The sequence below is a fragment of the Neptuniibacter sp. PT8_73 genome (genome assembly GCF_047778045.1).
Classification (GTDB): domain Bacteria; phylum Pseudomonadota; class Gammaproteobacteria; order Pseudomonadales; family Balneatricaceae; genus Neptuniibacter.
The window spans coordinates 974,865-1,001,483 of record NZ_CP180545.1 but is presented as its reverse complement, the minus strand read 5'-3'; the positions used below and the strand labels follow the sequence as shown (position 1 = coordinate 1,001,483).

Genomic DNA, 26,619 nt, shown 5'->3' with positions numbered 1-26,619 from the left:
AATAAAAAATTTACCTATGGAGGGGACGACTATCTATAGCTATAGGCACGATCATCTCCAATTTAGGGCGCAATTCTACCTGCAAGGTAGCTTTTTTGCATCTAAATAAGCTCTTCGCCCCAACGAGGTAAAAGGCTTTGCTCTATCCCTAATTGATTAAGGATTCGTGCGACCACAAAATCGATCATATCTTCCACCGTTTCCGGGCGGTTATAAAAACCTGGACTCGCAGGAATCATCACTGCACCCATACGGGTCAGTTTTAACATATGTTCTAAATGGATTTCAGAATAAGGGGCTTCTCGTGGCACTAAAATAAGCTGACGACGCTCTTTTAGAGCCACATCTGCAGCTCGCTCAATCAAATTGTTACTGGCACCCGTAGCAATCGCAGATAAACTCCCTGTACTACAGGGGCATACAACCATCCGACTCGGTGCTCCGGAACCTGAAGCGACTGGCGCCATCCACTGCTCACGCCCAAATACCTTTAACTGCCCATCTTTGGCTGAGTACAAATTTGCAAGATAAGACTCTTGATCAGAAGGCGTACCCGGTAATTTAAGATCTGTTTCCGTATTAATCACAACTTGAGCTGCACGCGAGATCATTACGAAAACTTGCAGGCCTTCAGCCAATAAACACTGTAAAAGCCTCAAGCCATACTGCGCACCAGAAGCGCCTGTAATAGCTAAAGTAATTTTCTCTTGCTCAGTAGTACTCATAAATCTTAAAACCTAACTTGAATAACTAACCTTCAAAACGCTCACGTAGTTTTGCCAATAACCGCTGATGAATACCTTCAAAACCACCATTACTCATAATGACAATGTGTGTATCTGGTTCTAGCGTCGGCACAAGCTCATTAATAAGTGTTTGCGTTTGCGAAAATACCTGCGCTGGCACTTGACCCTGTTCTACGACTTTATCGAGCGACCAGTTCAATCCTTCTGGCTGATACCAGCAAACTTGGTCTGCCAACTCGACCGACTCAGCCAACCAAGATTGATGTGTACCTAAGCGCATCGTATTTGAGCGAGGCTCAACCACTGCTACTATTTTAGCATCTCCAACCTGTGCTCGAATGCCCTGCAAAGTAGTGCTAATTGCTGTTGGGTGATGCGCAAAGTCATCATAAACCGAGATTCCTGCAACGGTATCTAGCAGCTCCATACGACGTTTAACGCCTGCAAACGCATTCAACGCTTCCACAGCATGATGAGGCTGAACGCCTACGTTTCTCGCCGCAGCAATAGCAACTAATCCATTTTTAACGTTGTGGCGGCCTGTCATCTGCCAAGTAACAGTACCTTGCACTTTTCCTTGATGGAGCACTTCAAACTGACTACCGTCCTCAGTCAGTAATTTCGCCTGCCATTCACTGGTATCAGATTCTAAGCTAGTTCTGGACACCTCGGTCCAGCACCCCATCTCGATAACTTCCTCTAATGCACTCTCCCCTTGCGGAAGAATAATCTGACCATTTTCTGGCACGATTCTTACGACATGGTGAAACTGTCTTTGAATCGCTGCTAAATCAGGGAATATATCAGCATGATCGTACTCCAAATTATTCATAATCAGAGTACGTGGATGGTAGTGAACAAACTTAGAACGTTTATCAAAGAAGGCAGTATCGTACTCGTCTGCTTCTATAACAAAGAAAGGGGAATCGCCTACACGAGCTGAAACTCCGAAATCCAACGGTACTCCACCAATCAGGAAACCTGGCTTCATATCTGCATGATCTAAGATCCAAGCCAGCATAGTTGAAGTCGTAGTTTTACCATGGGTACCCGATACTGCTAACACCCATTTATCTTGAAGCAGATGCTCTGATAACCATTGCGGGCCGGAGGTATATTTCAGCCCTTTATTCAGTACATATTCAACCGCTGGATTACCGCGGGACATAGCATTGCCAACAACAACTAAATCCGGCTCGGGTGAAAATTGTGAAGGATCAAACCCCTGAATCAGCTCAATACCTTGGGATTCAAGCTGCGTACTCATAGGTGGGTACACATTTTGATCGGAACCCGTCACTTTATGCCCTAGCTGTTTAGCCAATATTGCCAGCGATCCCATAAAGGTTCCGCAAATACCTAGAATATGAATATGCACCCGTATACTCCTTCAAAAAAGCGACCGTCATCATAGCAGTTTTAATAACCGGCCTCACAACCAAATTGCCTGTTTAGGAGCTCCGATAGCAGCCCGTATACACGACTATTTTTAAGATTGCGTAAAAATCCCTATTCCTTGGCCAAAATACTGAGCATTTCTTAACCTAAATCCCTCAACACCCCATGCATTTCATCAAAGTTTCACGTAAAATTCCCAGCCAACTTTCCAACCACTCTATTTGAGAGAAAATACAAGAATGCTTCTGCTGAGCCAGTTCCTGAAACAACAGGAAACCGAAGACAAATTAGTTGATTTGATTGGCACCTTAATGCTTGCCTGTAAAGAAGTTGCGATCCAACTTCGTGAAGGTGAATTAGCTGGAGTTTTGGGATCCACAGACAACACCAACGTCCAGGGTGAAACCCAGAAAAAGATGGACGTGATCGCAAACGATCTTCTGAAAAAATTCTTACTAGATAACCCTCTAGTAGCAGGCTTGGCATCTGAGGAAGAAGACCACCCTGTAGCCGGTAACCCTGAAGGCAAATACCTAGTAATTTTCGATCCACTAGACGGTTCTTCGAATATCGACATCAACGTTTCAGTAGGTACGATTTTCTCTATTCTAGAACTTCCAGAAGGTATGGACCCAAGCTCTGATGAAGCGTACCTGCAGACAGGCCGCAAGCAGATTGCTGCGGGTTATGTCTTATACGGTCAGTCTTCTATTCTTGCTCTGACTACTGGTAACGGCGTGAACTTCTTCACATTGGCTCACACTGGTGATTTCATCCTTACGCGTGAAAAAGTGACTATCCCAGCGGACACTAAAGAGTTTGCTATCAACATGTCGAACCACCGCTTCTGGGAAGAAGAGATGCGTAACTATGTTGGTGACCTTCTAGAAGGCTCCGAAGGTGTGCGCGGCAAGAACTTCAACATGCGCTGGATTGCTTCCATGGTTGCTGAAGTTCACCGCGTTCTTACTCGTGGCGGAATTTTCTGCTACCCATGGGATAGCCGTGACGTAACTAAGCCGGGCAAACTTCGCCTAATGTACGAAGGCAACCCAATGAGCATGCTGATTGAGCAAGCAGATGGCATCTCTAGCACTTGCTACAAAAACATTATGGATTTAGAGCCAACTCATATTCACCAGCGCAGCGGTGTGGCGCTAGGCTCTAAAAATGAAGTAGAGACTCTGCTGTCGTACCACGCTGAATCTGGTGACGGTCAAGCAGCTAAACTCAATACTTAAAGTTATACGTTTCAGCTTTAAGTAGTATTCATAACCGCTAAAGTCTGGGACATAATCCCCAGACTTTAGATGTAACCTTTTCAAAACTACTTACAGGAAGACAAACATGGGCTTCGCACAAGTACCAGCAGGTAAAGATCTGCCAAACGATCTGTACGTAATCATCGAAATTCCGGCAGAAAGTTCTCCGGTTAAATACGAGATCGAGAAAGAAGAAGACGCGATCTTCGTTGACCGTTTCATGGCTGCACCAATGTTCTACCCAGCTAACTACGGTTATATCAACAACACACTAGCTGACGATGGCGACGCACTAGACGTACTAGTTCTGACTCCTTACCCAGTAATCGCTGGTTCTGTTATCCGTTGCCGCCCAGTAGGCGTTCTTAACATGACAGACGAAGCTGGTGAAGACGCTAAGCTAGTTGCTGTACCACACGACAAGCTAACTAAAGCTTACCGTGATGTGAACGACATTGAAGATCTTCCACAGCTAGAACTTGACCGCATCAAGCACTTCTTCGAAAACTACAAAGGTCTAGAAGAAGGCAAGTGGGTTAAAGTTGAAGGTTGGGGCAACGCTGCAGCAGCTAAAGAAGCTATCGTTGCTGGCGTTAAGGCGTACGAAGAAGCTAAATAAGTTTCTCTTTTGCCAGTCTGATTCAAAAAACCCCGCTTCGCGGGGTTTTTTATTACATAAAATTCCCTATCTCAACGTCATTCAGCTTTTCGTAAGCTAAAAAAAATATATACTAAGCACAGCTGTCTCAGGAAATTCATAAAAACAGAGGTGAAAAATGACACTTCGAAAGACACTTATTACTGCTTTCGCAATCCTGATCTCCAACAGCGCTTTCGCCGATCAGAACCGTGAGTTGGTACAAAATTACCTCAACTCTTTTGGCAGCCGTGATGCTCAAGGTATTTTTAATCTGATTAACTGGGAAGGTGTCGACAAGGGGTCTCGTCGCTCATTACAGAAATATATTAAATCTGGTTTCAAAGGCCGTCAGATTCGTCGTATTTTCATCGAACCTATTGCTGAGGGAACAGACCCTAGCTATGTTCAAGATGGCAAAACCTATGAGCTGAATTTAAAACCTTCCGGTCAACTTAACATTGTCTTCATCGACAATAATAACAAACGTTCCACCACAAAGATGTATGTTGGTGAGCACAAAGGCTCATTACTTATTGGAAGCGCAGTCGTTGCACCAGAAGAGCTTGCTTGTAACGCACCTACAAAAGAAGAACAAACCTGTTAGGGCGCCCTTCAAGCATAAAAAAAGCTGCATTAATGCAGCTTTTTTTATGTCCAACCTAAAATTTAGTGAGCTAACTCTTCGAATAACGTCACAAATTCCTGAGTAAGTTTGTGCTTAGGTGCAAAATGAATCAACGGGCAAGTGTCGTCATGAGATTCACGCATTTTAACCGATGCGGAGATTTTGGTTTCCAGTACAGGTAAGTCATCATCCAACAACTCACCCACAATACGCTTTGGTAGACTGGCACGCGGCTGGAACTGATTCACCACAATCCCTTCAACTTCCAGCTTATCATTATGATCTTCACGAGTTTCATGCACATTCGCCAACAAACTATATAAAGCCTGCCGAGCAAATTCATCACAATCAAACGGAATCAAACAGCGCTCAGAAGCAACTAGCGCCGATAAGGTATAAAAGTTAAATGCAGGAGGTGTATCGATATAAACCACATCGTAATCATCCGCTAACTTATCTAAGGCATCACGCAGTTTATAAATCTTGTGCTTAGACTCTAGCTTGGACTGAAGGTCTCCCAGCTCAGCATTTGCGGGCATCACACTCAAATTTTCGTACGGAGTTTGATGAATAAAATATTCTGGCCCTTCAGGCTTCAGCTGAAATGTGAGCGTTTGTTCAAAGAAGTCGCGAATATCTGGTGCAACCTCTTGATAATCTTCACCTAAAAGATAATGGCTAGAGTTACACTGGGGATCCAAATCAATAACCAAAGTACGTTTACCACGCGCCGCACTGATCGCCGCTAGGTTAATCGCGATGCTAGATTTACCAACGCCGCCCTTCTGGTTAAATACAACCCGTCTAATCATTATCAGAATCCTTCACTTGCTGCCGTTTGTTTAAAACACAACTTCCGCATTGCAATATCCACAATATTGAAGGCAACGTCAACAAACTTGTAGCTAAAAACCTCAAACTATAGCCAAAAGAACGAATATTAGTAAAATCAAATACACCAAAGCAGCAAAAATTCATTTTATATTCATGTTTCGTAGGGAATTAGAAGGCATTTTCGGTAAAAATGAAGCAAAACAGCAAAAACTTGCATAGATGTAGACAAGATAAAGAGACTACGGCAAACTATGGGCTCAATCGTGAAAAATAGCCCACTTTCTGGAAACTAGTCATGGCAAAGATCCTGCTGCTAAACGGCCCTAATCTTAACCTTCTTGGGAAGCGTGAGCCTGAAGTATATGGATCAGATACATTGGATGACATTTGCCAAAATTTGGTTGAACAAGCCAAAAATAGTGGGCACGAGTTGGTTCATTGCCAAAGCAACCGCGAATATGTCCTGATCGAACGCATCCATGCAGCTCAGGACGAAGGTGTTGCTTACATAATTATAAATCCCGCTGCTTTTACTCACACAAGTATTGCCCTTCGCGATGCATTATTGGGCGTAAGTATTCCTTTTATTGAGGTTCACTTATCCAACGTCCACGCTCGTGAAACTTTCCGCCATCATTCTTATCTCTCAGATGTAGCTGATGGCGTAATTTGTGGTTTAGGTGCACAGGGATATGAATTTGCTTTGCAATCTGCTGTTCGAAAGATTGCCGAATAATAAACAATATACTGATAGTTTAGAGAGATATAAGTCAGAATGGACATTCGTAAAGTCAAGAAGCTGATTGAACTGTTGGAAGAATCCAACATTAACGAAATCGAAATTAAAGAAGGTGAAGAGTCCGTACGCATCAGCCGTGGCTCTAGCGTAGTAGCTGCTCCTGTTGCAGCGCCTGTTGCTGTTGCGGCACCAGCTCCAGTTGCAGCACCTGCTCCAGCTGCTGAAGCAGCGCCAGAAGCACCTCAAACTTCAGGTCACGTTGTTAAGTCTCCAATGGTTGGTACGTTCTACACTGCACCATCCCCAAGCTCTCCAGCATTTGCTGAAGTAGGTCAAACAGTTAAAGTTGGCGACGTAATCTGCATCGTTGAAGCGATGAAAATGATGAACCAGATTGAAGCTGATAAAGCAGGTGTAATCGAAGCTATCCTTGTTGAAGATGGCCAGCCTGTTGAATACGACCAGCCATTGGTTACTATCGTTTAAGCCTCTAACGCAAAAGCAAGGATCTCCATTCGATGCTCGATAAAGTAGTGATTGCGAACCGAGGCGAAATTGCGCTTCGTATCCTTCGCGCCTGCAAAGAGCTGGATATCAAAACTGTTGCTATCCACTCTCAGGCAGATCGCGATTTAATGCATGTGCGCCTAGCTGACGAAGCTGTCTGCATTGGCCCTGCCCCATCGCCTAAAAGTTACCTGAACATTCCATCAATTGTTGCTGCTGCTGAAGTAACCGACGCTGTAGGTATCCACCCAGGCTACGGCTTCTTAGCAGAAAACGCTGACTTTGCTGAACAGGTTGAGCGCTCTGGCTTTACCTTCATCGGTCCTAAAGCAGAAACTATCCGCCTAATGGGCGACAAAGTTTCTGCGATCGAAGCAATGAAAGCCGCAGGCGTACCAACAGTGCCAGGTTCAGACGGTGCATTGTCTGACGACCCTGATGAAATTCATGAGATTGCACGCCGTATCGGTTACCCAGTGATCATCAAAGCCGCTGCAGGCGGTGGTGGCCGTGGTATGCGTGTTGTTCACTCTGAAGCGTCTCTAATCAGCTCTATCCATGTAACTCAGTCCGAAGCTGCTGCAGCTTTCGGTGATGACACTGTATACATGGAAAAATACTTAGAAAATCCGCGTCACGTGGAAGTTCAAGTACTAGCGGATGGTCAAGGCAACGCTGTTCATCTATACGACCGCGACTGCTCTATGCAGCGTCGTCACCAAAAAGTTGTTGAAGAAGCACCAGCTCCGCACCTAGATCCAGAAGCACGCGCTCAAGTACTTCAATCTTGTGTTGATGCATGTATCGAAATCGGATACCGCGGCGCGGGTACTTTCGAATTTTTATACGAAAACGGCGGCTTCTACTTCATCGAAATGAACACTCGTGTACAGGTAGAACACCCTGTAACAGAGATGATCACTGGTGTTGATATTGTAAAAGAGCAGCTACGCATTGCGTCTGGTTACCCTCTTTCACTGAAGCAGGAAGATATTAAAGTACAGGGCCACTCTTTCGAGTGCCGTATCAATGCAGAAGACCCTAAGACCTTCCTGCCAAGCCCTGGTACTGTTAAACACTTCCACGCACCTGGTGGTAATGGCATTCGTGTAGACTCTCACCTATACAATGGCTACACAGTTCCGCCTCATTACGACTCTTTGATCGCCAAGCTTATTAGCTACGGCGAAGATCGTGAGACAGCCCTTAAGCGCATGGAAATTGCGTTGGGCGAGATGCTAGTCGATGGCATTCGCAGCAACATTCCTCTACAGCAGGATATTGTTCGCGACGCTAAATTCCAAGAAGGTGGAGTAAATATCCACTACCTTGAGAAGAAGCTCGGCCTGTAAGCAAAATCTAATAAAAAACCCGCCTAGGCGGGTTTTTTATTATCTAGCCCAAAACATTCTGTTCATATAAGCATTTATGACCGATACTATAAACTCATCTAAGCGCTTGATATGGAAGAAAACTAATGCCTTGGTTGCAGATCAAAATCCAAACCAACCCAGACCAATCCGAACCTTACGAAGACTTGTTACTCAGCGCAGGCTGCGCGGCTGTCACATTTGAAGACACTGAAGATCAACCTATCTTTGAACCTGATCTGGGTACTACCCCGCTATGGTCAAACACGACCATTACTGGGCTTTTTTCTGCAGAACACAACTTAGATGAAACCCTTCAATTTATTCATCAGGGTCACGAGCAACTCTTCCCGGGCATGCCATGCCCAACGATTAAAGCAGAAATTTTAGAAGATAAAGATTGGGAAAGAGAGTGGATGGATAACTACCATCCAATGCAGTTTGGCGAACGCCTTTGGGTTTGTCCTAGCTGGCGTGAACCACCTCAAGCAGAAGCCGTAAACCTGATGCTCGATCCAGGCCTCGCATTTGGTACAGGCACGCACCCCACTACAGCACTGTGTTTGGAGTGGCTAGATCAGAACATTACTGATACTAGTTTCTTAATCGATTACGGATGCGGCTCAGGTATTTTGGGAATTGCAGGCTTGTTACTCGGTGCAAAACGCGCTATCGGTGTCGATATTGATCCACAAGCACTACAAGCAACCAAAGACAATCTTGCCCGTAACCAACTGCAAGACGATTCTTTACATGTGTATATGCCAGAAAATACACCTTCTGAAAAAGCTGAAGTGCTCATAGCAAATATTCTTGCTGGCCCTCTGGTTCAACTAGCACCTACACTTGAAGCACTGGTTAGCCCTGGCGGTAAGCTTTGCTTATCCGGCCTATTAACTCCACAAGCTACAGAGATCATTGATACTTATTCTGAATGGTTTGACCTTGACCCAATCGCCGAAAAAGAGGGTTGGATTCGTGTTACAGGAACAAAACACAGTTAAATCCAGATGCAAAACAACAGTATAATTACGCAATGTCCAAGTTGTGAAACGCAATTTCGCGTTACGCAGGGACAATTAAAGGTAGCTAACGGACAGGTAAGATGCGGTGCCTGCCTAGCTATCTTTTGCGCTGTTGAATATGAACAGAAACCCAAAAGCGCAGAACCAACCCCGCCACAAAAAGCCACAACTGGAAAAGTCCGTGAAGACGAAGCGACAAACGCCTTTGAAAAACTCAAATTAGCTCTACCGCTTGCAGATGAAAAAAATCCACCTAAGCCTGATGAAATAGCCACAACTATTTCAACTGCAACCAATCCTACGAATAAAGATAAGAAAGAGATCATTCAAACCGTCTCAGCTTCGGCCGTTCCTACCCTCACAATTGAAGCAGAACCTGTAGTTCTTAATCGCAGCAATGGCGCAAAAGCCTCTTCTCCTTGGTGGTTTATTGGTTGTGTATTAGCCATCATTACTTTGATAACGCAGCATCTTTGGTTTAATCGTGGTGACCTATATTGGACTCACACATACCGACCTCTATACGATACTGTCTGCCAACATATTGATTGCCAAATACCCACACGAGTTAATACAGCCAAGATCACTAATCAACAGTTCCTGATTCGCCCCCATTCAGAGATCGCTGATGCGATAACGATAGATTTAGTTCTTATAAATGAGGCTAATCACAACCAACCTTATCCAGCTTTGCATATAGCGTTTTCCGATCTTAAAGGTCGACCTGTCGCAAGTAGAACTCTACAACCAGAATCCTACCTAGATAGATCAGTGGTTAACCTAAAATCAATGCCTACTCACCAGCCCATCCAAATATCTCTAGACCTAATGTCACCTGGCATACGTGGCATAAATTACCAACTTGAGCTACTAGCGCCAGCGCTATAAAAAATCAAGGCAAATTGTTCAAAAAATCATCAAAAAAATCCTTGGAGACCCTAGCGCTAAGGAGTATGATTGTTCGCCTCCCTAATCACTCAACTAACAGTGTCATTCGTGACGCTGCGGGTGTTTATTAACTATTTTTAAGGCTCGCTATGTTCCAGATTGGTTCATACATCATTGACAGCCAGGTGATTCTTGCACCAATGGCTGGCGTAACTGACCAACCATTTAGGCAGTTATGTAAACGTATGGGCGCAGGTCTAGTAGTCTCGGAAATGGTTACATCTGATACTCGCTTATGGAAATCACGAAAATCTGCTTTTCGTCTAAATCATAGCGGTGAAGCCGAACCTCGATCTGTTCAGATCGCGGGTGGCGACCCAGAGATGATGGCCCACGCTGCGGCAATGAATGTAGAACGCGGTGCCCAGATTATTGATATCAATATGGGCTGCCCTGCGAAGAAAGTGTGCAATAAAGCTGCAGGTTCTGCATTACTTAAGGATGAGCCACTGGTTAAAGACATTCTCAATGCTGTTGTAAAGGCAGTAGATGTCCCAGTTACACTGAAAATCCGTACAGGGTGGGATCAAGACAATCGCAACGGTTTAACTGTCGCAAAAATAGCCGAAGACGCAGGTATTCAAGCACTGGCAGTTCATGGCCGCACACGTCGTTGCGGCTATAAGGGGACGGCAGAATACGACACTATTGCCAGTATTGCTGACGCTATATCCATTCCCGTCTTTGCCAATGGAGATATTACATCTCCTGAAAAAGCAGAATGGGTACTTAAGCATACTGGTTGCTCTGCAGTGATGATCGGTCGTGCAGCTCAAGGTCAACCTTGGTTGTTTAGAGAGATTGATCATTATCTACGAACAGGTACAATCCTGCCCCCTCCATCACTTGTTGAGATTAGAGAAATTCTGTTAGCTCATCTGCAGGAACTACATAGTTTCTATGGTGACTACATGGGCGTACGTATCGCGCGAAAACATGTAGGGTGGTATCTGCAGAATCAGCCAAACGGAAGTAGCTTTCGCAAGCAATTTAATATTATTGAAACAGCAGCAGATCAGGCCGCAGCTATCGAAAAATATTTCGATGAAGCATTAGCAAACAACGTTGCGGCCTAGTTTAGATTGGATATTTAGTACTGTGGAATACAAAGAAATTAAGCAACCGGCTCTCGTGTCCGACCCAGCAGAAGCTACTAACCAGACTCTACGTGACAATGTAGAGCAGTCACTGAACAACTATTTCCGTCAGCTTGACGGTCAGCCAGTGACAGACGTGTACCAAATGGTTCTTTCTGAAATTGAAGCACCACTGTTCGAAACAGTGATGACTTACACAAAAGATAATCAGACTAAAGCTTCCCAACTGTTAGGCCTAAACCGCGGTACGCTGCGTAAAAAGCTAAAACAGTACGGCTTGCTTTAATCCACAATTTTTTAAGACTACTCGGAATCCAGACACAATGGCACAGAACATCACTCCCGTTCGCCGTGCACTGATCAGCGTATCTGACAAAACAGGTATCGTTGAGTTTGCACAAGCCCTAAACGCTCGCGGCGTTGAAATCCTTTCTACTGGCGGTACTTACAAACTACTTAAGGAAAATAACATTCCTGCAGTAGAAGTATCCGATTACACAGGCTTCCCTGAAATGATGGACGGCCGTGTTAAAACTCTGCACCCTAAAGTGCACGGTGGTATTTTGGGTCGCCGCGGACAGGATGATGGCATCATGTCTGAGCATGGCATCAACCCAATCGATATGGTTGTTGTAAACCTTTACCCATTTGCTGCAACTATCGCGCGCCCTGATTGCGATCTACCTATGGCGATTGAAAATATCGACATCGGTGGTCCAACAATGGTTCGCTCTGCAGCGAAAAACCATAAAGATGTAGCAATCGTTGTTAACGCTTCTGATTACGACAACGTAGTTGCTGAATTGGATTCCGAAAAAGGTCTAACGCACAAAACTCGTTTTGATCTAGCAGTAAAAGCGTTTGAGCACACTGCAGGTTATGACGGTATGATTGCTAACTACCTAGGCGCAATCGTTGAAGGTGAAGATGAGAAGCCTGCTGACTTCCCACGTACTTTCAACACTCAGTTCGTTAAAGCACAAGATATGCGTTACGGTGAAAACCCTCACCAACGTGCGGCTTTCTACGTTGAAGAAGAGCCAGCAGAAGCATCTGTTTCTACTGCTCGCCAACTACAAGGCAAGGCACTGTCTTTCAACAATGTTGCAGACACTGACGCAGCGCTTGAATGTGTTAAATCATTCAAAGAACCAGCTTGTGTTATCGTTAAACACGCTAACCCATGTGGTGTAGCAGTTGGCGCTGACATTCTAGAAGCGTACAACCGCGCTTTCCAAACTGACCCAACCTCTGCTTTTGGTGGCATCATCGCATTCAACCAAGAATTGGATGGCAAGACTGCGAAAGCGATCGTTGATCGTCAGTTCGTTGAAGTGATTATCGCTCCTAAAGTAACTCAAGAAGCATCTGACATTGTGGCGACCAAGCCAAATGTTCGCTTACTTGAGTGTGGTGAGTGGTCTGCTAACCGTGCACACGGTTTCGACTACAAGCGCGTTAACGGCGGTCTACTAGTACAAGATCTTGATCTTGGCCGTGTAGATGCATCTGAACTGAAAGTTGTTTCTAAAGTACAACCAACAGAACAAGAGATCCGTGATCTTCTATTCTGCTGGGAAGTAGCTAAGTTCGTTAAGTCTAACGCTATTGTTTACGCTAAAGATGGCCAAACAATCGGCATCGGCGCAGGCCAAATGAGCCGCGTATACAGTGCTAAAATTGCAGGCATCAAAGCTGCTGATGAAGGTCTAGAAGTTAAAGGTTCCGTTATGGCATCTGACGCTTTCTTCCCATTCCGCGATGGTATTGATTCTGCAGCGGCTGCAGGTATTAAAGCAGTTATTCAGCCGGGTGGTTCTATGCGCGATCAAGAAGTTATTGACGCAGCTGACGAGCACGGCATGGCAATGGTCTTCACTGGAATGCGCCATTTCCGTCACTAAGCATTAGATAGCAATAGGCCTTCAATTAGGTTTATCTCCTTTAGGCTTATTGCCCTAAACCCCGATCCAGAGAAACACTGGATGCGGGGTTTTCTACATAGAAGGATTACAGAATGAACGTACTAATTATTGGTTCTGGCGGTCGTGAACACGCACTTGCTTGGGCAGCAGCACAAGACGCAAACGTTGCTAAAATTTTCGTAGCTCCAGGTAACGCTGCGACGGCTCAAGAAGACAAAATGGAAAACGTTGCTATCGACGTAATGGATCTAGATGGCCTACGCACTTTCGCTCAAGAAAACAGTGTAGATCTAACCATCGTTGGCCCTGAAGCACCACTAGTTGCCGGTATCGTTGATCACTTCCAGAAAGAAGATCTGCGCATCTTCGGCCCAAGTGAAGGTGCTGCTCAACTAGAAGGCTCTAAAGCTTTCACTAAAGATTTCCTTGCGCGTCAACAGATCCCAACCGCTGAGTACGAAAACTTCACTGAAATTGAGCCTGCACTGGCTTACGTTCGTGAAAAAGGCGCACCTATCGTAGTTAAAGCTGACGGTCTTGCGGCGGGTAAAGGCGTAATCGTTGCGATGACGTTGACTGAAGCTGAAGACGCGATCAAAGACATGCTAGCTGGCAACGCATTTGGTGATGCTGGCAGCCGTGTAGTTATCGAAGAATTCCTAGAAGGTGAAGAAGCGTCTTACATCGTTATAGTTGACGGTGACAACGTTCTGCCAATGGCAACAAGCCAAGATCACAAACGTGTAGGCGATGGCGACACTGGCCTGAACACAGGCGGCATGGGCGCTTACTCCCCTGCTCCAGTTGTTACAGCAGAGATCGATCAGCGCATCATGGACGAAGTAATCATGCCAACAGTTAACGGCATGAAAGCTGAAGGCAATGAGTACACTGGTTTCCTATATGCTGGTCTAATGATCCAAGCAGACGGTACGCCGAAGGTTATCGAATACAACTGCCGTTTCGGTGATCCTGAAACCCAACCAATTATGCTACGCCTAAAATCTAGCTTGGTTGATCTATGTAATGCAGCACTTGATAAGAAGCTTGCTGACACAACGGCTGAGTGGGATGAGCGTAAATCTGTTGGCGTTGTTATGGCTGCAGGCGGCTACCCAGGTGACTACGGCAAAGGCGATGTAATCTCTTTCCCTGCAGAATGCCCTGAAGGCACTAAAATCTTCCACGCTGGCACTAAGCTTGATGGCGAGAATGTTGTGACTGCAGGCGGTCGTGTACTTTGCGTAACAGCACTTGGCGAAACAGTTACGGAAGCACAGAAACGCGCCTATGAACTGCTAGAGAAAGTTAGCTGGGAAGGCGCTTACTTCCGTAAAGATATCGCTTACCGTGCAATTGCTCGCGAGCAAAACAGCTAAGCGAAAATAATCTTCTGAAAAGGCCCTGATTATTCAGGGCTTTTTTTTGCTATCAAGAATCTACCACCACTCAACAATAGCACCAATACCAATCCAACCAACATGGGCAAGTAACTGAGCCAATAACCCACGCTAACCATCATCAACGGCACCGTCATCAATACTCCGCCCGTTACAATCAACGCTAAGTTCAACCATATAGGCATCGAAACCAAACTCACCAAACCAATGCACAGCGTAACTAGAATCCCTAGCGCTACAGCCCAGATAGGCAAAGATGGTGATAACGCATAACCTTGATTCAACACAGCAAAATTAAACGCATGAACCTCAGTAGCGGAGAACATCCCCTGCGCTAAAGCCTTTTCCGGTTCGAGTTGAGCATCAGCAATGCCTACAAAAACTGCCTTATTCTTTAAAGCGCCTGAATCTACTTGACCATTAACCAAGTCAACCAAGCTATAACGCGGCGTCTGTTGTAGAAATCTGTCGATCCCCAAAGGGATCAATACTTCATAATCTCGACTCCATCGACGACTAAACCCTAAATTAAGATAAGGGCTTCGTAATCCGGAAAAATCGTCAGCTTTCACCGGTGCATAAATACTTAAGGTAGCTAGAGGAACATTCGGCCAACGGGGAAAACCAATTCCCGCATGCATATAGTTACGCCTTAACATCTCATCTGAATCAAGTGGGAGCTCTGAATGCGCCACTTTGGCACCACTCAAACTGACGCCATTAAAAGGTAACATCTCCTGATTTTTCTCCGCAAGCATAGGGAGAATAACTTGACCATTGTTACGAATAGCACTTAATAAAGCTTGATCAGAGTGGTTTTGAAGACCGCCATATGCAATGAAAGCAACATTGTAAGTTACAGAAGAAGCTTGAGCAGAACTGAGTTGCTCGATCGCACGGGCATGAACAGATCGATCAATAGGCCAGCCAGAAAATGCCTCTAAACTACGGCGATCTATATCGATTAAAACAACTGAACGATCTTGAAGATTAATTGGAGAATAATGCTTGGCTAAAGCATCATAAATGTATCGATCAAAGTTTTCTGGCAGAGAAGACAATCCCGCCATGACTACGCAGAGTAATGGTGGGATTAGTAAGAGTATTTGCTTAAAACTAACCAGCATTACAACAGCAAGAGCACAGAGAGTGATCCACTAATAATCATTGGCCACCAATTCTCCACGGGCTGAACCACCTCTTGAGGTTCGGTCCATTCCCCCGCGTAATCATCGGCATCAATAGATCGAACACGCATGTAATAAGTACCTGCCTGTGGTTTATCGATCGCCAAACTTGCTTGCTCAGTTTTATTATCAACAACAAGCTGCTTAAACGCCTTATCTTTTGCAAGCTGTAACTGATAGAAACTCACACCCTCTTCTTCCTGCCAACTAAACGAGATCTCTGTTTCACTGCTTACAGGTTCTCTCATCTCCGGTTTTGGAGGAACCGGCTTCACCTTAAATGCCCCCGCATGACCTTCAGGGCCATGTTTGCCCTCTTGGGTCACACTACTCACGCGCCAGAAGAAGTTACCTGGCTCTGAGACAACAGCAACAAACTGAGTTTCCTTAATATTCTCATGTGTCTCGATAATCTCGGTGAAACTTTTATCTTTAGCGATCTCAAAAACAAATGAATCTGCTAATTCTGGTTTAGACCAACTAAATTCGATTTCACCAACATATAGAGAGTCAGAAGGCATAGGCCCCTGACGCACAGGTGGGAAAGGACGCGCTTCAATATTTATTTGCTGTAACGAAGATAATCCCTGCAAACCTTCAGCACTAATTGCACTCACCCGAATCCAATAGGAACGATCTTCTAAAGCAGCAGGTAAACCCATTTTGGGATGAGCTGAAATCTGGTCGTATACAATTGCTGTGAATGCTTGATCTGGAGAGATTTGGCTACGGTACTGAGAAGCACCGTCCAGCTTATCCCAAGCCAGCTTCCCCGGTAGATAACGGACCACATTATCAATTTCCGGCAATACCGGCGCGGGTAGAAGTTTTTTCGGTTTTTTAGGCGGCTCATTCGCCTTGGTCAAAGTTCCATACCCTTGACGAACATTGGTAGCACCTAACTTATTACCTACACCAATTAGACCTTGAGTCACCTCGGCTGCAGTACTTTCACCTTGAGCTCTCACTCGGTAAGTCGTGCCCTTGGTCGTAGCAAACGCAACAGGCGTATCGATCAAGAATCGTGAACCTGGCACTTTGGCAGGATTAGCACGAATTTCAGCCTCTCCTTCCTCTAGGAACACCTTTATATCGACAACCTTTCGTTTGTTTCCGATAACCGTTGCTTGCTCGATACGAAGCACACTGTCGCCCAGTAATAGCACCTGAGTACCATCATCAAACTCCAGCAACACCGAAGCTTGAGCAGCTGTCTTAATCAAGTCTCCTTGCGATAAACTCTGCCCACGACTCAAAGGAAGTAAGGCTTTAGCTTTTCCTTCACGTAATTTAACCTGCGCCGTAACATCGCCATTCACATCAAGAATTTTGATATCCGATTGCTTTTCCTGAATCAAATTCCGCGGAATTTTTAAAACAGTGCCAGGAGACATTTGGCGATCATTACGCACATTATTTAGGCGCTCTATCGTTTTCCATTCTCGCCAGTCGGTAAGCAACTCATGCGCCACGCTCCAGACAGATTCACCGGGCTGCATCGCATAACCCCATTCATTTTGCTGCTCAGCAACTGCTGCCTGAGAGAAAAACAAGGAAAATAATAAGGCGTAACGTTTCGTTAGTTTAATCACTCGACGAGTTCCTGTTTAAACACCAACTCAATACGTAGGGTTTAGTATCTAATGGGTAAAAAGTTGCCCATAGCACCACTTTTATTCATGAGAATACATTCTCCCACTTATTAAAAAGTTCAGCCACTATTGAAAACAACTGTTTGAATATGACATCAATCGTTATATGCGTATAATCTTCCTCTTCATCATCTTATTACTTGCCTTAATCCATGCTGAAATTCGAATTAAACAACGGTAAAAATTTGTTACGTACGACTATTGGTACAATCATTTCAATGTCGCTACTAACCGGCTGTAATCTTGCCTCGAATATCAAATCAGATAGCGCTAGCGCTCAGACAGCGAAACCAATCCCAGAAGGTTTCTGCTACAAGGGCGGACGTACAAATGATTACAGCTGCGATCCAGATAAGGCAACCGATCAAGCTGACATGCGTACGGCTGAGATTGATGAAGCGTGGATGCAGACCAAACTTGCAGAAGTCAAAAAATGGATAGCTGAAGAGAAAAAAGCCGCGCATAGCGGACAACCTCGTCCACAAGCTAAACCTACTACCGAAGACTCTCGTGAGTATATCACTACAGTAAGCGTAACGAAGCCGAATACTGCTAGCTCATCACCTGCGATCGAACAAAGCTTAAAATTGAGCCAACAGGGTAACCACCAAGAAGCATTAGCCAAAATTAATACTTTTTTAGCTCAGCAACCTAACCTTCCTTCAGCACAGCTGACCAAGGGCATCATTCTAAGTAATAAGGGTGATAAAGCGGCTGCCAAAGCTATCTTCCAAAGCCTAATGAAATCTCACCCTGATCGCCCAGAAGCCTTTAACAACTTGGCTGTAATCTATTCTGAAGAGGGCAATTTCCCTCAAGCAATAGAAACGCTTCAGCAAGCGTTCCAGACTCATCCAAGCTATGCACAAGTGCATGTAAACTTGAAAGAGCTTTATGCAACGCTGGCATCTCAAGCCTACAACAAAGCATTGGATTTAAGTGCTGCTGAGCAAGGCCCTAACCTTGCTATGATCAATCAAGCGCCAACGATCCAAGGTAGCAATGCAACGTCTTCTATTGCAGCAGCGCCTAAGCAACCAGTAAAACTTGCTGCGGTAGAAGAAGTTAAGGCGGAACCTCAGCCAGTCAAACAGGTTGAACCTAAAAAAGAAATCCCAGTTGTAACTGTTTCTGCTCCTGAGCCAAAAACAGAAGCACCAGCGAAGGCTGAAGAGAAACCAATTGTTGTCGCTGTTAGCGAACCAACCGTTGTTGCAGCAACGACTAAAAAATCACCTGTTAAAGAAGCTGCCGACATTAAAGAACAAACAAATGCAACGCCGAATGCACCCAAACTTGAAACACAAGCCCTACCGGAGTCAGAAGTATTAGCGCATATCAATAATTGGGCTGACGCTTGGAGAAATAAAAATCACGCTGGTTATGTTAACTCTTATACAGCGCTATACCGCCCAAATGCAAAATTGAACCACCAGCAGTGGGTTAAACAGCGCGCTCAGCGTTTGAGTAAACCTAAATTTATTCGTGTTGAACTTAACCAGATCAATATAAAGATGCTGAGAGATAATCTTGCAGAAGCACGCTTTAATCAACACTATCAGTCTGATAACTATAAAGATGCGGTTAAAAAGCGTCTAATGCTGGTTAAAGTCGACGATCAATGGAAGATCAGCCTAGAAAGAAGCTTAGGTTTACTTAAGTAACTTCATTAAACAATTTCCATAAAAAAGCCCCTTTCTTAAGGGGCTTTTTTACATCTATTGATAAGTTACGGCTTAGGCCGTTTTAAAACAACTGTTCCATTGGCAGCTTCAGAAGCGATCTTCCAACCGGCAGATGTAAGGGTGAGTTCTAAACGTTTATTGGTCTCATCGGCATAACCAGGTTTCTCGAAACGTTGATAAAACTCTACTCTGTACCAATGTGAATTAAGACGAGTGTACTTCGGAGATTTAATCTCTAATTTGATCCATTGTGGTGAAAGTAAGCGATTTTTACGAAACTCACGCCACTCTTCAAGGGACATTTTTACGCCATATAACGTAGTGTTCTGCAGATAACTGTTGATGTAATCATCCCAGTCCTGCTTCTCCCACGCAGTATGCCAAGTTGTAAAAACTTCGCGCACAGCTTTTTCATTATTTTCTTTAGGACCAAGCTTCACTACAAACTCAGTCACAGGTTCAGCTTGCGCCTCAGAAGAAGGAAGTGAAGAATCTACCTTAGGCTGCCCAGCCGTGACCACTGATTTAGGTAGTGTCACTTTCTTCTGTTCAGTTGCGGCTACCTTTGCAACATCAGTAGCGGTTACCGATTCAACCACCTTTGTAGGCTCTTGAACTTGAGCCTTTTTAACTTGGTCTATCGAACTTTCTGACGTTTTATCACGCTTCTGTTTAGCTTTTTCCACTGTCGCCGTCAAAGAAGCAACTAATTCTGGGTTTAGCTTCTTATCAATCACCACAGGTTCAGGGGACTTAACAACAGCAGGTTCAGGCTCAGCTTTATTAGCATTCAGTTCTGCTATAAATTCGGCCTTTTCCTCAAGGATAACTGGCTTGGTTGTCTTGGTATCTAACTGGTTCTCAGCTACGGTTTCTTCGCTTTGCGAGGAGGGAGTAATAGCCGCGTTATCAACTTTAAAAGACGAATCCTCTGCACTGTTTACTAGTGCTACAGGAGCAGAAGAATCCTTTTGGGAATCAAACCAATACCATCCACCAGCGCTTAAACAAACAACTGTTAAAGCGCCAATAGCAATCAGAGGTTTGTTTCCACCTCTAGACACAGGACTGGAATCTACTTCCTCTTGATAATAACCATCCAACTTACTTGCAAGCAAAGAAGAAGATTTCAATGCAGAAACGATTTCCGGCGTGCTTAATAAAATGATTGTTACCGCAGGGCCAGTCTCATCACAAATCGAAGGAAGGCCTAATAGATAAGTGAGAGCCTCTGAACTGACATCATTACTATTAACGATGATGTGTAGACGACGCCCTTGTTGCAACCAGCGTTTTAGCTCCTGCTGGATAAAAGAAGCGCCTGCTTCTACGTGAAGAAACTCAGCCAGACTATTCTGTAATAGATCTAAAGCGAGAGAGCCATTAACCTCAAAGGTGTCAGGTTGAGCTTGTTTCACTTGATCAGTCAGATACTCCATCCACTGGAAGGATCCTTCAATACGAATAACCTGATGATCAGATAAATTACTCAGTAGCAGCTCAGAAGAACTTAAACTTGAATCGCTCAACCCTATCTCCCTGATATTTTAAGGTCTGCCCTTTGATGGTTTACCTTCATAAGCAATACGCCAACGACCTTGATCAAAGGTCCAGTATTGACGCTTTACTGAACTGCCAGAAAGGTTATTACTTTTGTAATCTTGTTGGAATGTAGCAACAACCAGATTTGGGTTATCTGGGTAACGATAGATACTCAAGTTTTGCAAATCGACATCTACAAACTTCTTAGAACTATTCACACGTTTCTTGTAGCTAGAATATTGTGAATATTTACGTTTACCATCGTCAAAGTTTTGAGAATAGTTATCTATATAACGCTGATGATCAAGACTTTCCCAATCAGACGCCCAGCGTTCAACTAGATTTGTGAAACGTTTTTTCTGTTCTAGCCAATCAGCCTTTTGAATCCAACGCACGTTATGACCAACCAGAACAGGCGTGTTCTCATAGTTGATCAGGTTATCCAATTCAATGAAATCAGGATTGGTCAGAGAGATACAGCCTTCACTCGCTTTAGGTGGACGACTATAAGTTTCCACGGGTGAACCATGAAGCCAGATACCGTAACCAGTGCGTCCTAGCCTCTCATCCCAAACATTAGGGTAATTGATCGGCAAAGCGCCTGATCCATAACGAGAAGGTAGGTTCTCATCTTCTAACCGGCTGGTTGTAAAATAAACCCCTAAAGGAGTTTTAAGGTCACCCTCAACCTCTTTGCCTGTGCCACCACGACCGTACGAAGCGTAATAGTCTTTAACAAGCACAGGGATACCGTTTTGGTTTTCAAATAAGAAAAGTCGCGATAAACGGGTATCGACGATGATGATATGCTTTTGATCTGGGGATAAAGTTAACATGTCTGCAGGCAACATATCTGCAGATGGCTTATCCATTTCCATCAGCAATCTAACTTTTGCTTCAGAAATGAGCCCTTCGATCTTTTGTTGATGGTCACCACGTTTATGACTTAGAGGAGCCCCTTGCGCTTGGGCGGCAAGAATATCTGCATAAACAAGCTGAGCTAGACGAAAATCAGGGCGACGTTCAGTAAGCTCTTGAAGATCCGATAACGCCGAATCCAGCTCCTGACTCTTTAGGTTATTCAAGCCACTTAAAAGTAACTCTTCATTCCCTTCTGAAATTCCATAAGGAGCAGTTTCTTCAGCAAATAAGCTGCTCTGAGGAATGCCCAGCGCGCTCAACATCACTACAGTACAAACGAAACTTTTTTTCATTTATCCAGAAAGCCCCAACCTATTTTTTATTAACCAATGATTATAACGATATTCATCCTGAATGGGACTCTATCGCCCTTGAAAAAATGCTTTTTCCACTACTAAATTTGAAACTTTTTGCGTTTTTTTGTTTTCGCAGTAATTTTCTAGCAATACCACAGGCAAATTCAGCGAAACGTCACCCTTTCAGCCCTTTTCGCAACTGCAAAAACCAAAAGTTTTGGCAATTAATTTTGAATTTTTCAATCTGAAATTTGCCTAAAACTGTGCTATTCCAAAAGTGTAGAGATCCAAAAGACACGCTACCGCATACAAAGTTCAGTTAGCTGGTATAAGTGCGACCCACAAATCACCAATTAACTGATCAAAATTGATGTTTTCCTGTAGATACAGACGGAGGACCCCGTGATGTTTAAACAGATGGAAAGCAATGGCACACAGCGCCTTCATTTTTGTCATGACCCTGAAACGGGTCTCAAGGCTATTATTGCCATTCACTCGACTTTACGTGGCCCCGCGATTGGCGGCTGCAGGTTTATTCACTATAACAATGACGATGCTGCCATTACTGATGCGCTCAGATTAGCACGTGGTATGAGTTATAAAGCAGCACTTGCAGGACTGCCCCATGGTGGCGCTAAAGCAGTCATCATCAAGCCGGAATCAGACTTTAACCGCGCTGGTCTTATGCAGCGTTTTGGTCAATTTGTTGATGGTTTGGGGGGCGAATACATTACAGCAATGGACAGCGGCACTCAGATTAGCGACATGGATCAGATCCAAAAGAGCACATCTTTTGTCACCTGCACGCAAAACACTGGCGATCCTTCTCCCCATACCGCACTCGGCGTTTTTGAAGGGATTAAAGCCTCCGTCAGATTCAAACTAAATCGTTCATCACTGAAAGGTGTGCATGTCAGTATTCAAGGCCTAGGACATGTAGGTTACGAGGTAGCCCGCTTACTCCATCAAGCCGGAGCCAAACTGACAGTCACCGATATTGATCAAGCTAGAGTGACTCAATGCGAGAAAAACTTTAACGCTGCAAGCGTTTCACCAGATCAGATTTACGCAGTCGATGCTGATGTTTTCTGCCCTTGTGGGCTTGGTGCGATTATAAACGACACGACTCTGCCACAACTTCGCGTATCCATCATCGCAGGCTCAGCCAACAATCAACTAGCAGAAGAGAAACACGGCGATCTACTAACCGCACAAGATATTCTGTACGCCCCTGATTATCTGATCAACGCAGGTGGTTTGATTTTTGTAGCGCTGCAATATTCAAAACAGAGCAGTCGAGAAATCCGCCAAAAAGTAATTCAGATAGGTGATTCGCTTACCCAGCTTTATCAAAACGCGACACAAACTAAGCAAGGTGTACATCGTCTAGCCAACCATCAGGCTGAACAAATTATTAGTGCATCTAACGACTTCAATTCCGCAGCTTAAGCTAATGATCGCGGGCAGGAGGAAGAGTTATGAGTCATGCACCACTGCAATATTTGGATAGTGAGGGGAACCCCACCCAGCGTTTACCGCAATGGTGCCAATCACCTGATTGGTTCCTACGCTGCTATCACAACATGATATTGGCTAGACAGTTTGACGCTAAAGCCATCGCGCTACAACGCACGGGCCAATTGGGTACTTACGCATCCCTATTAGGCTCCGAAGGAATCGATGTTCCCACGGCACTCTGCATGAGCGAAAAGGATGTCCTCGTGCCCTACTATCGAAACCATGCCTGCCAGATGATTAGAGGGCTGGCTCTTGAAGATATTCTTCTATATTGGGGTGGGGATGAACGAGGCAATGCATCCCCCCAAATGAAGAAGGACTTCCCTAACTCAGTCCCAATCGCCACTCAATCACTGCATGCCTGTGGTGTTGCAACAGCGCTAAAAATACGCAATCAGAAACAGGCTGCTGTGACCTTAATTGGCGATGGCGGCACCTCTAAAGGGGATTTTATGGAATCCTTAAACATCGCTGGGGTATGGCAACTGCCTGTGGTCTTTATCATCAACAACAATCAGTGGGCTATCTCTGTACCGCGTAAAATTCAATCCGCAGCGGCCCAGTTAGCAGACAAAGCACAAGCCGCTGGCATTCCCGGTATGCAAGTCGATGGCAACGATGTAATTGCTATGCATGAGGCAGTTACCCAAGCTTTGCAACGCGCTTATGACGGTAAAGGAGCCACACTAATAGAAGCCATAAGCTACCGTTTAAGTGACCATACTACCGCTGATGATGCGACCCGTTATAGGGATAACGAAGAGCTGAAGCAAGCTTGGGAGAAAGAACCAATAAAACGCTTGCGTAACTTCATGGTTACTCAAGGATTTTGGGACGAATCGAAAGAACAAGCTCTTCAACAAGAGATCACGCAACTCGTCCAACAAGCAGCAAACAAGTATTTAGCAATTGAACCTCAAGCCCCCGAGTCCATTTTTGATTACATGTATGAAGAGCTACCCGAGCATCTCATCGAACAGAGAGACTGGGCCACTATCAAAGCTATGCCAAATGCCAGTCATGCTGAGGAGGACGCATCATGAAACATTCAGTATGCCTTCTTGAAGCAGTTAATCTAGCCTTAGCCTCAGAGATGCGCAGGGACGAGGAGATCGTTCTATTGGGTGAGGATATTGGCGTTAATGGCGGTGTTTTCCGCGCTACCGCGAATCTGAGAGATGAATTTGGCCTCAAGCGCGTAATGGACACTCCCTTAGCCGAATCAATGATCGCAGGACTCAGTATAGGTATGGCTAGCCAAGGCTTGAAACCTGTTGCCGAGATCCAGTTTATGGGCTTTATCTTTCCAGCATTAGAGCAAATTATCTGCCACGCAGCCCGCATGCGTAATCGAACCCGCGGCCGTCTCACCTGCCCTATGGTGATAAGAGCACCTTTTGGCGGCGGTATTCACGCACCTGAACATCATTCGGAAAGTACAGAAGCTCTATTGGCTCATATACCCGGCCTTAAAGTCGTCACTCCCTCCTCTCCAGCACGAGCATACGGATTATTACTCTCAGCCATTCGTGATCCCGACCCAGTGCTCTTTTTAGAACCTAAAAGGATCTATCGCAGCCAACAACAAGAGATTTTAGATAACGGCGAAGCACTACCTTTAGGCAGCTGTTTTACGCTGCGCGAGGGCTCAGATATTACGTTAATCAGCTGGGGAGCGATGATCACAGAAACCTTAGCCGCCGCAGAACATTTCCAAAATAAAGGCGTGCACTGTGAAGTGATCGATGTAGCCAGTATCAGTCCGTTAGATATGACTACGATTCTAGCCTCCGTGAAAAAGACAGGTCGCGTTGTGATTGTACATGAGGCTCCAAGAAATGCGGGTATAGGTGCAGAAATAGCCGCAACCATCGCAGAAAGAGCACTCTTAGATTTACAAGCACCTATTGCTCGGGTAACAGGTTATGACACCGTCATGCCTTATTTCCGTCTTGAAAATCATTACCTACCGAACACTCAAGACATCATCGACAGCATCAATGAGACATTGGAGTTCGCATGAAATATTTCAAACTACCAGATCTCGGCGAAGGACTTCCTGAAGCAGAAATTGTGGAATGGAATATCAAAGAAGGCGATTCTGTAGAAACAGACCAAGTTCTCTTGTCCGTAGAAACAGCAAAAGCGATTATTCAAGTGCCCTCACCTCAAGCGGGCGTGATCGCCCATCTTTTTGGTCAGCCAGGTGATGTTATCCACACTGGAGAACCTCTGTTGGAATTTGAAGGAGAAGATGAGAGTGATAGCGGCACTGTTGTCGGCGAAATTCCTCAAGCAAACACAGACTCCACTACTCAAGATTCCTTCTTTATTGGCGCAGCCCCTAGCAGTCAAAACGGCGCAACAAGCCAAAAAGCAACCCCCGCTGTCAGAGCCTTAGCCAAACGCTTAAATATCGATTTAAACCAAGTAAAAGGAAGCGGTCAGCAGGGTAACATCACACCAAAAGATGTTGAACAGGCCGCAAAACTCGATCAAACTCATGGTAAAGCCGAGCCTTTGCGCGGTGTGCGCAAACACATGGCGCAAGTCATGAGCAAAGCACACAGTGAAGTAGTACCCGTCACTATTCATGAAGACGCTGATATAGATGGATGGCCTAAAGGCACAGATATCACACAACGATTGATCCATGCGATAGCAGAAGCCTGTATGGCAGAGCCCGCTATAAATGCTTGGTTTGATGGCAATACGCTCAGCCGTCGAATACATACAAAAATAGACCTTGGAATCGCAGTAGACACTGAACAAGGGTTATTTGTCCCAGTCTTACGCGACATTGGTAATCGCTCACCTTCACATCTACGTGAAGGCCTAAACCTACTCCGCACCGATGTAAAAAACAGAACAATTCCCGCTTCTGAATTACAAGGTGCCACAATCACACTGAGTAACTTTGGAACCATCGCAGGTCGCTATGCTAATCCAATTGTTGTTCCCCCACAGGTAGCAATTATTGGTGCTGGGGTTATTCGTAAAGAGGTTGTAGCAGTGGATGATGAAATGAAAACTCATCGCATCCTTCCCATTTCGCTAACCTTTGACCACCGAGCACTGACTGGAGGTGAAGCGGCTCGTTTTCTCGCTACGTTTATTCAAAATCTAGAACTACAAAAAATATAAGTCCTTATAAATCATAAGATTATTAAACGATAAAACCTTAAGGAAAGTTTTAGAGTCAAATGTTCAGAGTTCAAAAATGTGAACTACACTAACAACAGGTAAGCAAGCAAAACAGCCTGACAAAATTATTCAAAATCCCAAATAAGCTTGGCTGAATA

General features: G+C 44.8%; 24 protein-coding genes. 17 read left to right on the top strand and 7 right to left on the bottom strand.

Annotation, left to right across the window (positions count from 1 at the left end):
• Nucleotides 1-101: 101 nt before the first annotated feature.
• The gene (locus tag ACMXYN_RS04410) at nt 102-725 is read right to left on the bottom strand and encodes a flavin prenyltransferase UbiX (RefSeq protein WP_415893664.1); all 624 of its coding nucleotides are present in this window, start codon (nt 723-725) and stop codon (nt 102-104) included.
• Between the two features lie 25 nt (nt 726-750).
• Nucleotides 751-2,124: a UDP-N-acetylmuramate:L-alanyl-gamma-D-glutamyl-meso-diaminopimelate ligase gene (mpl, locus tag ACMXYN_RS04405; protein ID WP_415893663.1), complete on the bottom strand. Its 1,374-nt coding sequence runs from the start codon at nt 2,122-2,124 to the stop codon at nt 751-753.
• 259 nt (nt 2,125-2,383) lie between these two features.
• Between mpl and ACMXYN_RS04400 the strand changes: the two genes are divergently transcribed.
• From ACMXYN_RS04400 to ACMXYN_RS04390, 3 genes are all read left to right on the top strand, one after another.
• Nucleotides 2,384-3,385, top strand: coding sequence for a class 1 fructose-bisphosphatase (locus tag ACMXYN_RS04400; protein ID WP_415887241.1), 1,002 nt, complete (start codon nt 2,384-2,386; stop codon nt 3,383-3,385).
• 106 nt (nt 3,386-3,491) lie between these two features.
• Complete coding sequence (gene ppa / locus ACMXYN_RS04395) at nt 3,492-4,025, top strand: inorganic diphosphatase (protein ID WP_299180651.1); 534 nt, start codon at nt 3,492-3,494, stop codon at nt 4,023-4,025.
• Between the two features lie 157 nt (nt 4,026-4,182).
• A complete protein-coding gene (locus tag ACMXYN_RS04390; protein WP_415893662.1) occupies nt 4,183-4,650 on the top strand; it encodes a hypothetical protein in 468 nt (155 codons plus the stop codon).
• A 62-nt stretch (nt 4,651-4,712) separates the two neighbouring features.
• On the opposite strand, the gene ACMXYN_RS04385 is transcribed toward ACMXYN_RS04390, so the two are convergent.
• Nucleotides 4,713-5,480: a ParA family protein gene (locus ACMXYN_RS04385; RefSeq protein WP_415894463.1), complete on the bottom strand. Its 768-nt coding sequence runs from the start codon at nt 5,478-5,480 to the stop codon at nt 4,713-4,715.
• Between the two features lie 320 nt (nt 5,481-5,800).
• On the opposite strand from ACMXYN_RS04385, the gene aroQ reads away from it, so the two are divergent.
• The 9 genes from aroQ to purD all read left to right on the top strand — a co-directional run bounded on the left by aroQ (nt 5,801) and on the right by purD (nt 14,495).
• Nucleotides 5,801-6,241 (top strand): type II 3-dehydroquinate dehydratase, encoded by a 441-nt coding sequence (aroQ, locus tag ACMXYN_RS04380; protein WP_415893661.1) that lies wholly within the window; start codon nt 5,801-5,803, stop codon nt 6,239-6,241.
• Nucleotides 6,242-6,280: 39 nt separating this feature from the next.
• Nucleotides 6,281-6,730 (top strand): acetyl-CoA carboxylase biotin carboxyl carrier protein, encoded by a 450-nt coding sequence (gene accB, locus ACMXYN_RS04375; protein ID WP_415893660.1) that lies wholly within the window; start codon nt 6,281-6,283, stop codon nt 6,728-6,730.
• A 32-nt stretch (nt 6,731-6,762) separates the two neighbouring features.
• A complete protein-coding gene (accC, locus tag ACMXYN_RS04370; RefSeq protein ID WP_415893659.1) occupies nt 6,763-8,103 on the top strand; it encodes an acetyl-CoA carboxylase biotin carboxylase subunit in 1,341 nt (446 codons plus the stop codon).
• 125 nt (nt 8,104-8,228) lie between these two features.
• Nucleotides 8,229-9,125, top strand: a complete 897-nt coding sequence (prmA, locus tag ACMXYN_RS04365; protein ID WP_415893658.1) for a 50S ribosomal protein L11 methyltransferase — start codon at nt 8,229-8,231, stop codon at nt 9,123-9,125.
• Between the two features lie 6 nt (nt 9,126-9,131).
• The gene (locus ACMXYN_RS04360) at nt 9,132-10,034 is read left to right on the top strand and encodes a zinc-ribbon and DUF3426 domain-containing protein (protein WP_415893657.1); all 903 of its coding nucleotides are present in this window, start codon (nt 9,132-9,134) and stop codon (nt 10,032-10,034) included.
• 149 nt (nt 10,035-10,183) lie between these two features.
• Nucleotides 10,184-11,170, top strand: coding sequence for a tRNA dihydrouridine synthase DusB (gene dusB, locus ACMXYN_RS04355; RefSeq protein WP_415893656.1), 987 nt, complete (start codon nt 10,184-10,186; stop codon nt 11,168-11,170).
• 22 nt (nt 11,171-11,192) lie between these two features.
• Complete coding sequence (gene fis / locus ACMXYN_RS04350) at nt 11,193-11,477, top strand: DNA-binding transcriptional regulator Fis (protein ID WP_415883738.1); 285 nt, start codon at nt 11,193-11,195, stop codon at nt 11,475-11,477.
• 37 nt (nt 11,478-11,514) lie between these two features.
• Nucleotides 11,515-13,095 carry a bifunctional phosphoribosylaminoimidazolecarboxamide formyltransferase/IMP cyclohydrolase gene (gene purH / locus ACMXYN_RS04345; protein WP_415893655.1) on the top strand — a complete coding sequence of 527 codons (1,581 nt, stop codon included), beginning with the start codon at nt 11,515-11,517 and terminating at the stop codon, nt 13,093-13,095.
• A gap of 113 nt (nt 13,096-13,208) precedes the next feature.
• Nucleotides 13,209-14,495 (top strand): phosphoribosylamine--glycine ligase, encoded by a 1,287-nt coding sequence (purD, locus tag ACMXYN_RS04340; RefSeq protein WP_415893654.1) that lies wholly within the window; start codon nt 13,209-13,211, stop codon nt 14,493-14,495.
• A 29-nt stretch (nt 14,496-14,524) separates the two neighbouring features.
• On the opposite strand, the gene ACMXYN_RS04335 is transcribed toward purD, so the two are convergent.
• Together ACMXYN_RS04335 and ACMXYN_RS04330 are read right to left on the bottom strand one after the other, a co-directional pair.
• Nucleotides 14,525-15,643 carry a CHASE2 domain-containing protein gene (locus ACMXYN_RS04335; RefSeq protein ID WP_415893653.1) on the bottom strand — a complete coding sequence of 373 codons (1,119 nt, stop codon included), beginning with the start codon at nt 15,641-15,643 and terminating at the stop codon, nt 14,525-14,527.
• Nucleotides 15,643-17,295 carry a FecR domain-containing protein gene (locus tag ACMXYN_RS04330; RefSeq protein WP_415893652.1) on the bottom strand — a complete coding sequence of 551 codons (1,653 nt, stop codon included), beginning with the start codon at nt 17,293-17,295 and terminating at the stop codon, nt 15,643-15,645. The genes ACMXYN_RS04335 and ACMXYN_RS04330 overlap by 1 nt, the downstream gene beginning before the upstream one ends.
• 212 nt (nt 17,296-17,507) lie before the next feature.
• Between ACMXYN_RS04330 and ACMXYN_RS04325 the strand changes: the two genes are divergently transcribed.
• Nucleotides 17,508-19,019, top strand: a complete 1,512-nt coding sequence (locus tag ACMXYN_RS04325; protein ID WP_415893651.1) for a tetratricopeptide repeat protein — start codon at nt 17,508-17,510, stop codon at nt 19,017-19,019.
• 65 nt (nt 19,020-19,084) lie between these two features.
• On the opposite strand, the gene ACMXYN_RS04320 is transcribed toward ACMXYN_RS04325, so the two are convergent.
• Together ACMXYN_RS04320 and ACMXYN_RS04315 are read right to left on the bottom strand one after the other, a co-directional pair.
• Nucleotides 19,085-20,569 carry a hypothetical protein gene (locus tag ACMXYN_RS04320; protein WP_415893650.1) on the bottom strand — a complete coding sequence of 495 codons (1,485 nt, stop codon included), beginning with the start codon at nt 20,567-20,569 and terminating at the stop codon, nt 19,085-19,087.
• Between the two features lie 18 nt (nt 20,570-20,587).
• Complete coding sequence (locus ACMXYN_RS04315; protein ID WP_415893649.1) at nt 20,588-21,796, bottom strand: L,D-transpeptidase family protein; 1,209 nt, start codon at nt 21,794-21,796, stop codon at nt 20,588-20,590.
• Between the two features lie 408 nt (nt 21,797-22,204).
• Here ACMXYN_RS04315 and ACMXYN_RS04310 point away from each other — a divergent pair, with 408 nt between their 5' ends.
• Genes ACMXYN_RS04310 through ACMXYN_RS04295 form a run of 4 tightly spaced genes read left to right on the top strand, consistent with a single transcriptional unit; the run spans nt 22,205 to nt 26,461 of the window.
• A complete protein-coding gene (locus tag ACMXYN_RS04310) occupies nt 22,205-23,248 on the top strand; it encodes a Leu/Phe/Val dehydrogenase (RefSeq protein WP_415893648.1) in 1,044 nt (347 codons plus the stop codon).
• 29 nt (nt 23,249-23,277) lie between these two features.
• Complete coding sequence (pdhA, locus tag ACMXYN_RS04305) at nt 23,278-24,360, top strand: pyruvate dehydrogenase (acetyl-transferring) E1 component subunit alpha (protein WP_415893647.1); 1,083 nt, start codon at nt 23,278-23,280, stop codon at nt 24,358-24,360.
• Nucleotides 24,357-25,340, top strand: coding sequence for an alpha-ketoacid dehydrogenase subunit beta (locus ACMXYN_RS04300; RefSeq protein WP_415893646.1), 984 nt, complete (start codon nt 24,357-24,359; stop codon nt 25,338-25,340). Before pdhA ends, ACMXYN_RS04300 begins: the two co-directional genes overlap by 4 nt.
• Nucleotides 25,337-26,461, top strand: a complete 1,125-nt coding sequence (locus ACMXYN_RS04295) for a dihydrolipoamide acetyltransferase family protein (RefSeq protein WP_415893645.1) — start codon at nt 25,337-25,339, stop codon at nt 26,459-26,461. The genes ACMXYN_RS04300 and ACMXYN_RS04295 overlap by 4 nt, the downstream gene beginning before the upstream one ends.
• The last annotated feature ends 158 nt before the right edge of the window (nt 26,462-26,619 follow it).

Coding starts and splice junctions, on each gene's coding strand:
- ACMXYN_RS04410 (WP_415893664.1), bottom strand. CDS start 725: ATGAGTACTACTGAGCAAGAGAAAATTACTTTAGCTATTACAGGCGCT.
- ACMXYN_RS04400 (WP_415887241.1), top strand. CDS start 2,384: ATGCTTCTGCTGAGCCAGTTCCTGAAACAACAGGAAACCGAAGACAAA.
- ppa (WP_299180651.1), top strand. CDS start 3,492: ATGGGCTTCGCACAAGTACCAGCAGGTAAAGATCTGCCAAACGATCTG.
- ACMXYN_RS04390 (WP_415893662.1), top strand. CDS start 4,183: ATGACACTTCGAAAGACACTTATTACTGCTTTCGCAATCCTGATCTCC.
- aroQ (WP_415893661.1), top strand. CDS start 5,801: ATGGCAAAGATCCTGCTGCTAAACGGCCCTAATCTTAACCTTCTTGGG.
- accB (WP_415893660.1), top strand. CDS start 6,281: ATGGACATTCGTAAAGTCAAGAAGCTGATTGAACTGTTGGAAGAATCC.
- accC (WP_415893659.1), top strand. CDS start 6,763: ATGCTCGATAAAGTAGTGATTGCGAACCGAGGCGAAATTGCGCTTCGT.
- prmA (WP_415893658.1), top strand. CDS start 8,229: ATGCCTTGGTTGCAGATCAAAATCCAAACCAACCCAGACCAATCCGAA.
- ACMXYN_RS04360 (WP_415893657.1), top strand. CDS start 9,132: ATGCAAAACAACAGTATAATTACGCAATGTCCAAGTTGTGAAACGCAA.
- dusB (WP_415893656.1), top strand. CDS start 10,184: ATGTTCCAGATTGGTTCATACATCATTGACAGCCAGGTGATTCTTGCA.
- purH (WP_415893655.1), top strand. CDS start 11,515: ATGGCACAGAACATCACTCCCGTTCGCCGTGCACTGATCAGCGTATCT.
- purD (WP_415893654.1), top strand. CDS start 13,209: ATGAACGTACTAATTATTGGTTCTGGCGGTCGTGAACACGCACTTGCT.
- ACMXYN_RS04335 (WP_415893653.1), bottom strand. CDS start 15,643: ATGCTGGTTAGTTTTAAGCAAATACTCTTACTAATCCCACCATTACTC.
- ACMXYN_RS04325 (WP_415893651.1), top strand. CDS start 17,508: ATGCTGAAATTCGAATTAAACAACGGTAAAAATTTGTTACGTACGACT.
- ACMXYN_RS04315 (WP_415893649.1), bottom strand. CDS start 21,796: ATGAAAAAAAGTTTCGTTTGTACTGTAGTGATGTTGAGCGCGCTGGGC.
- ACMXYN_RS04310 (WP_415893648.1), top strand. CDS start 22,205: ATGTTTAAACAGATGGAAAGCAATGGCACACAGCGCCTTCATTTTTGT.
- pdhA (WP_415893647.1), top strand. CDS start 23,278: ATGAGTCATGCACCACTGCAATATTTGGATAGTGAGGGGAACCCCACC.
- ACMXYN_RS04300 (WP_415893646.1), top strand. CDS start 24,357: ATGAAACATTCAGTATGCCTTCTTGAAGCAGTTAATCTAGCCTTAGCC.
- ACMXYN_RS04295 (WP_415893645.1), top strand. CDS start 25,337: ATGAAATATTTCAAACTACCAGATCTCGGCGAAGGACTTCCTGAAGCA.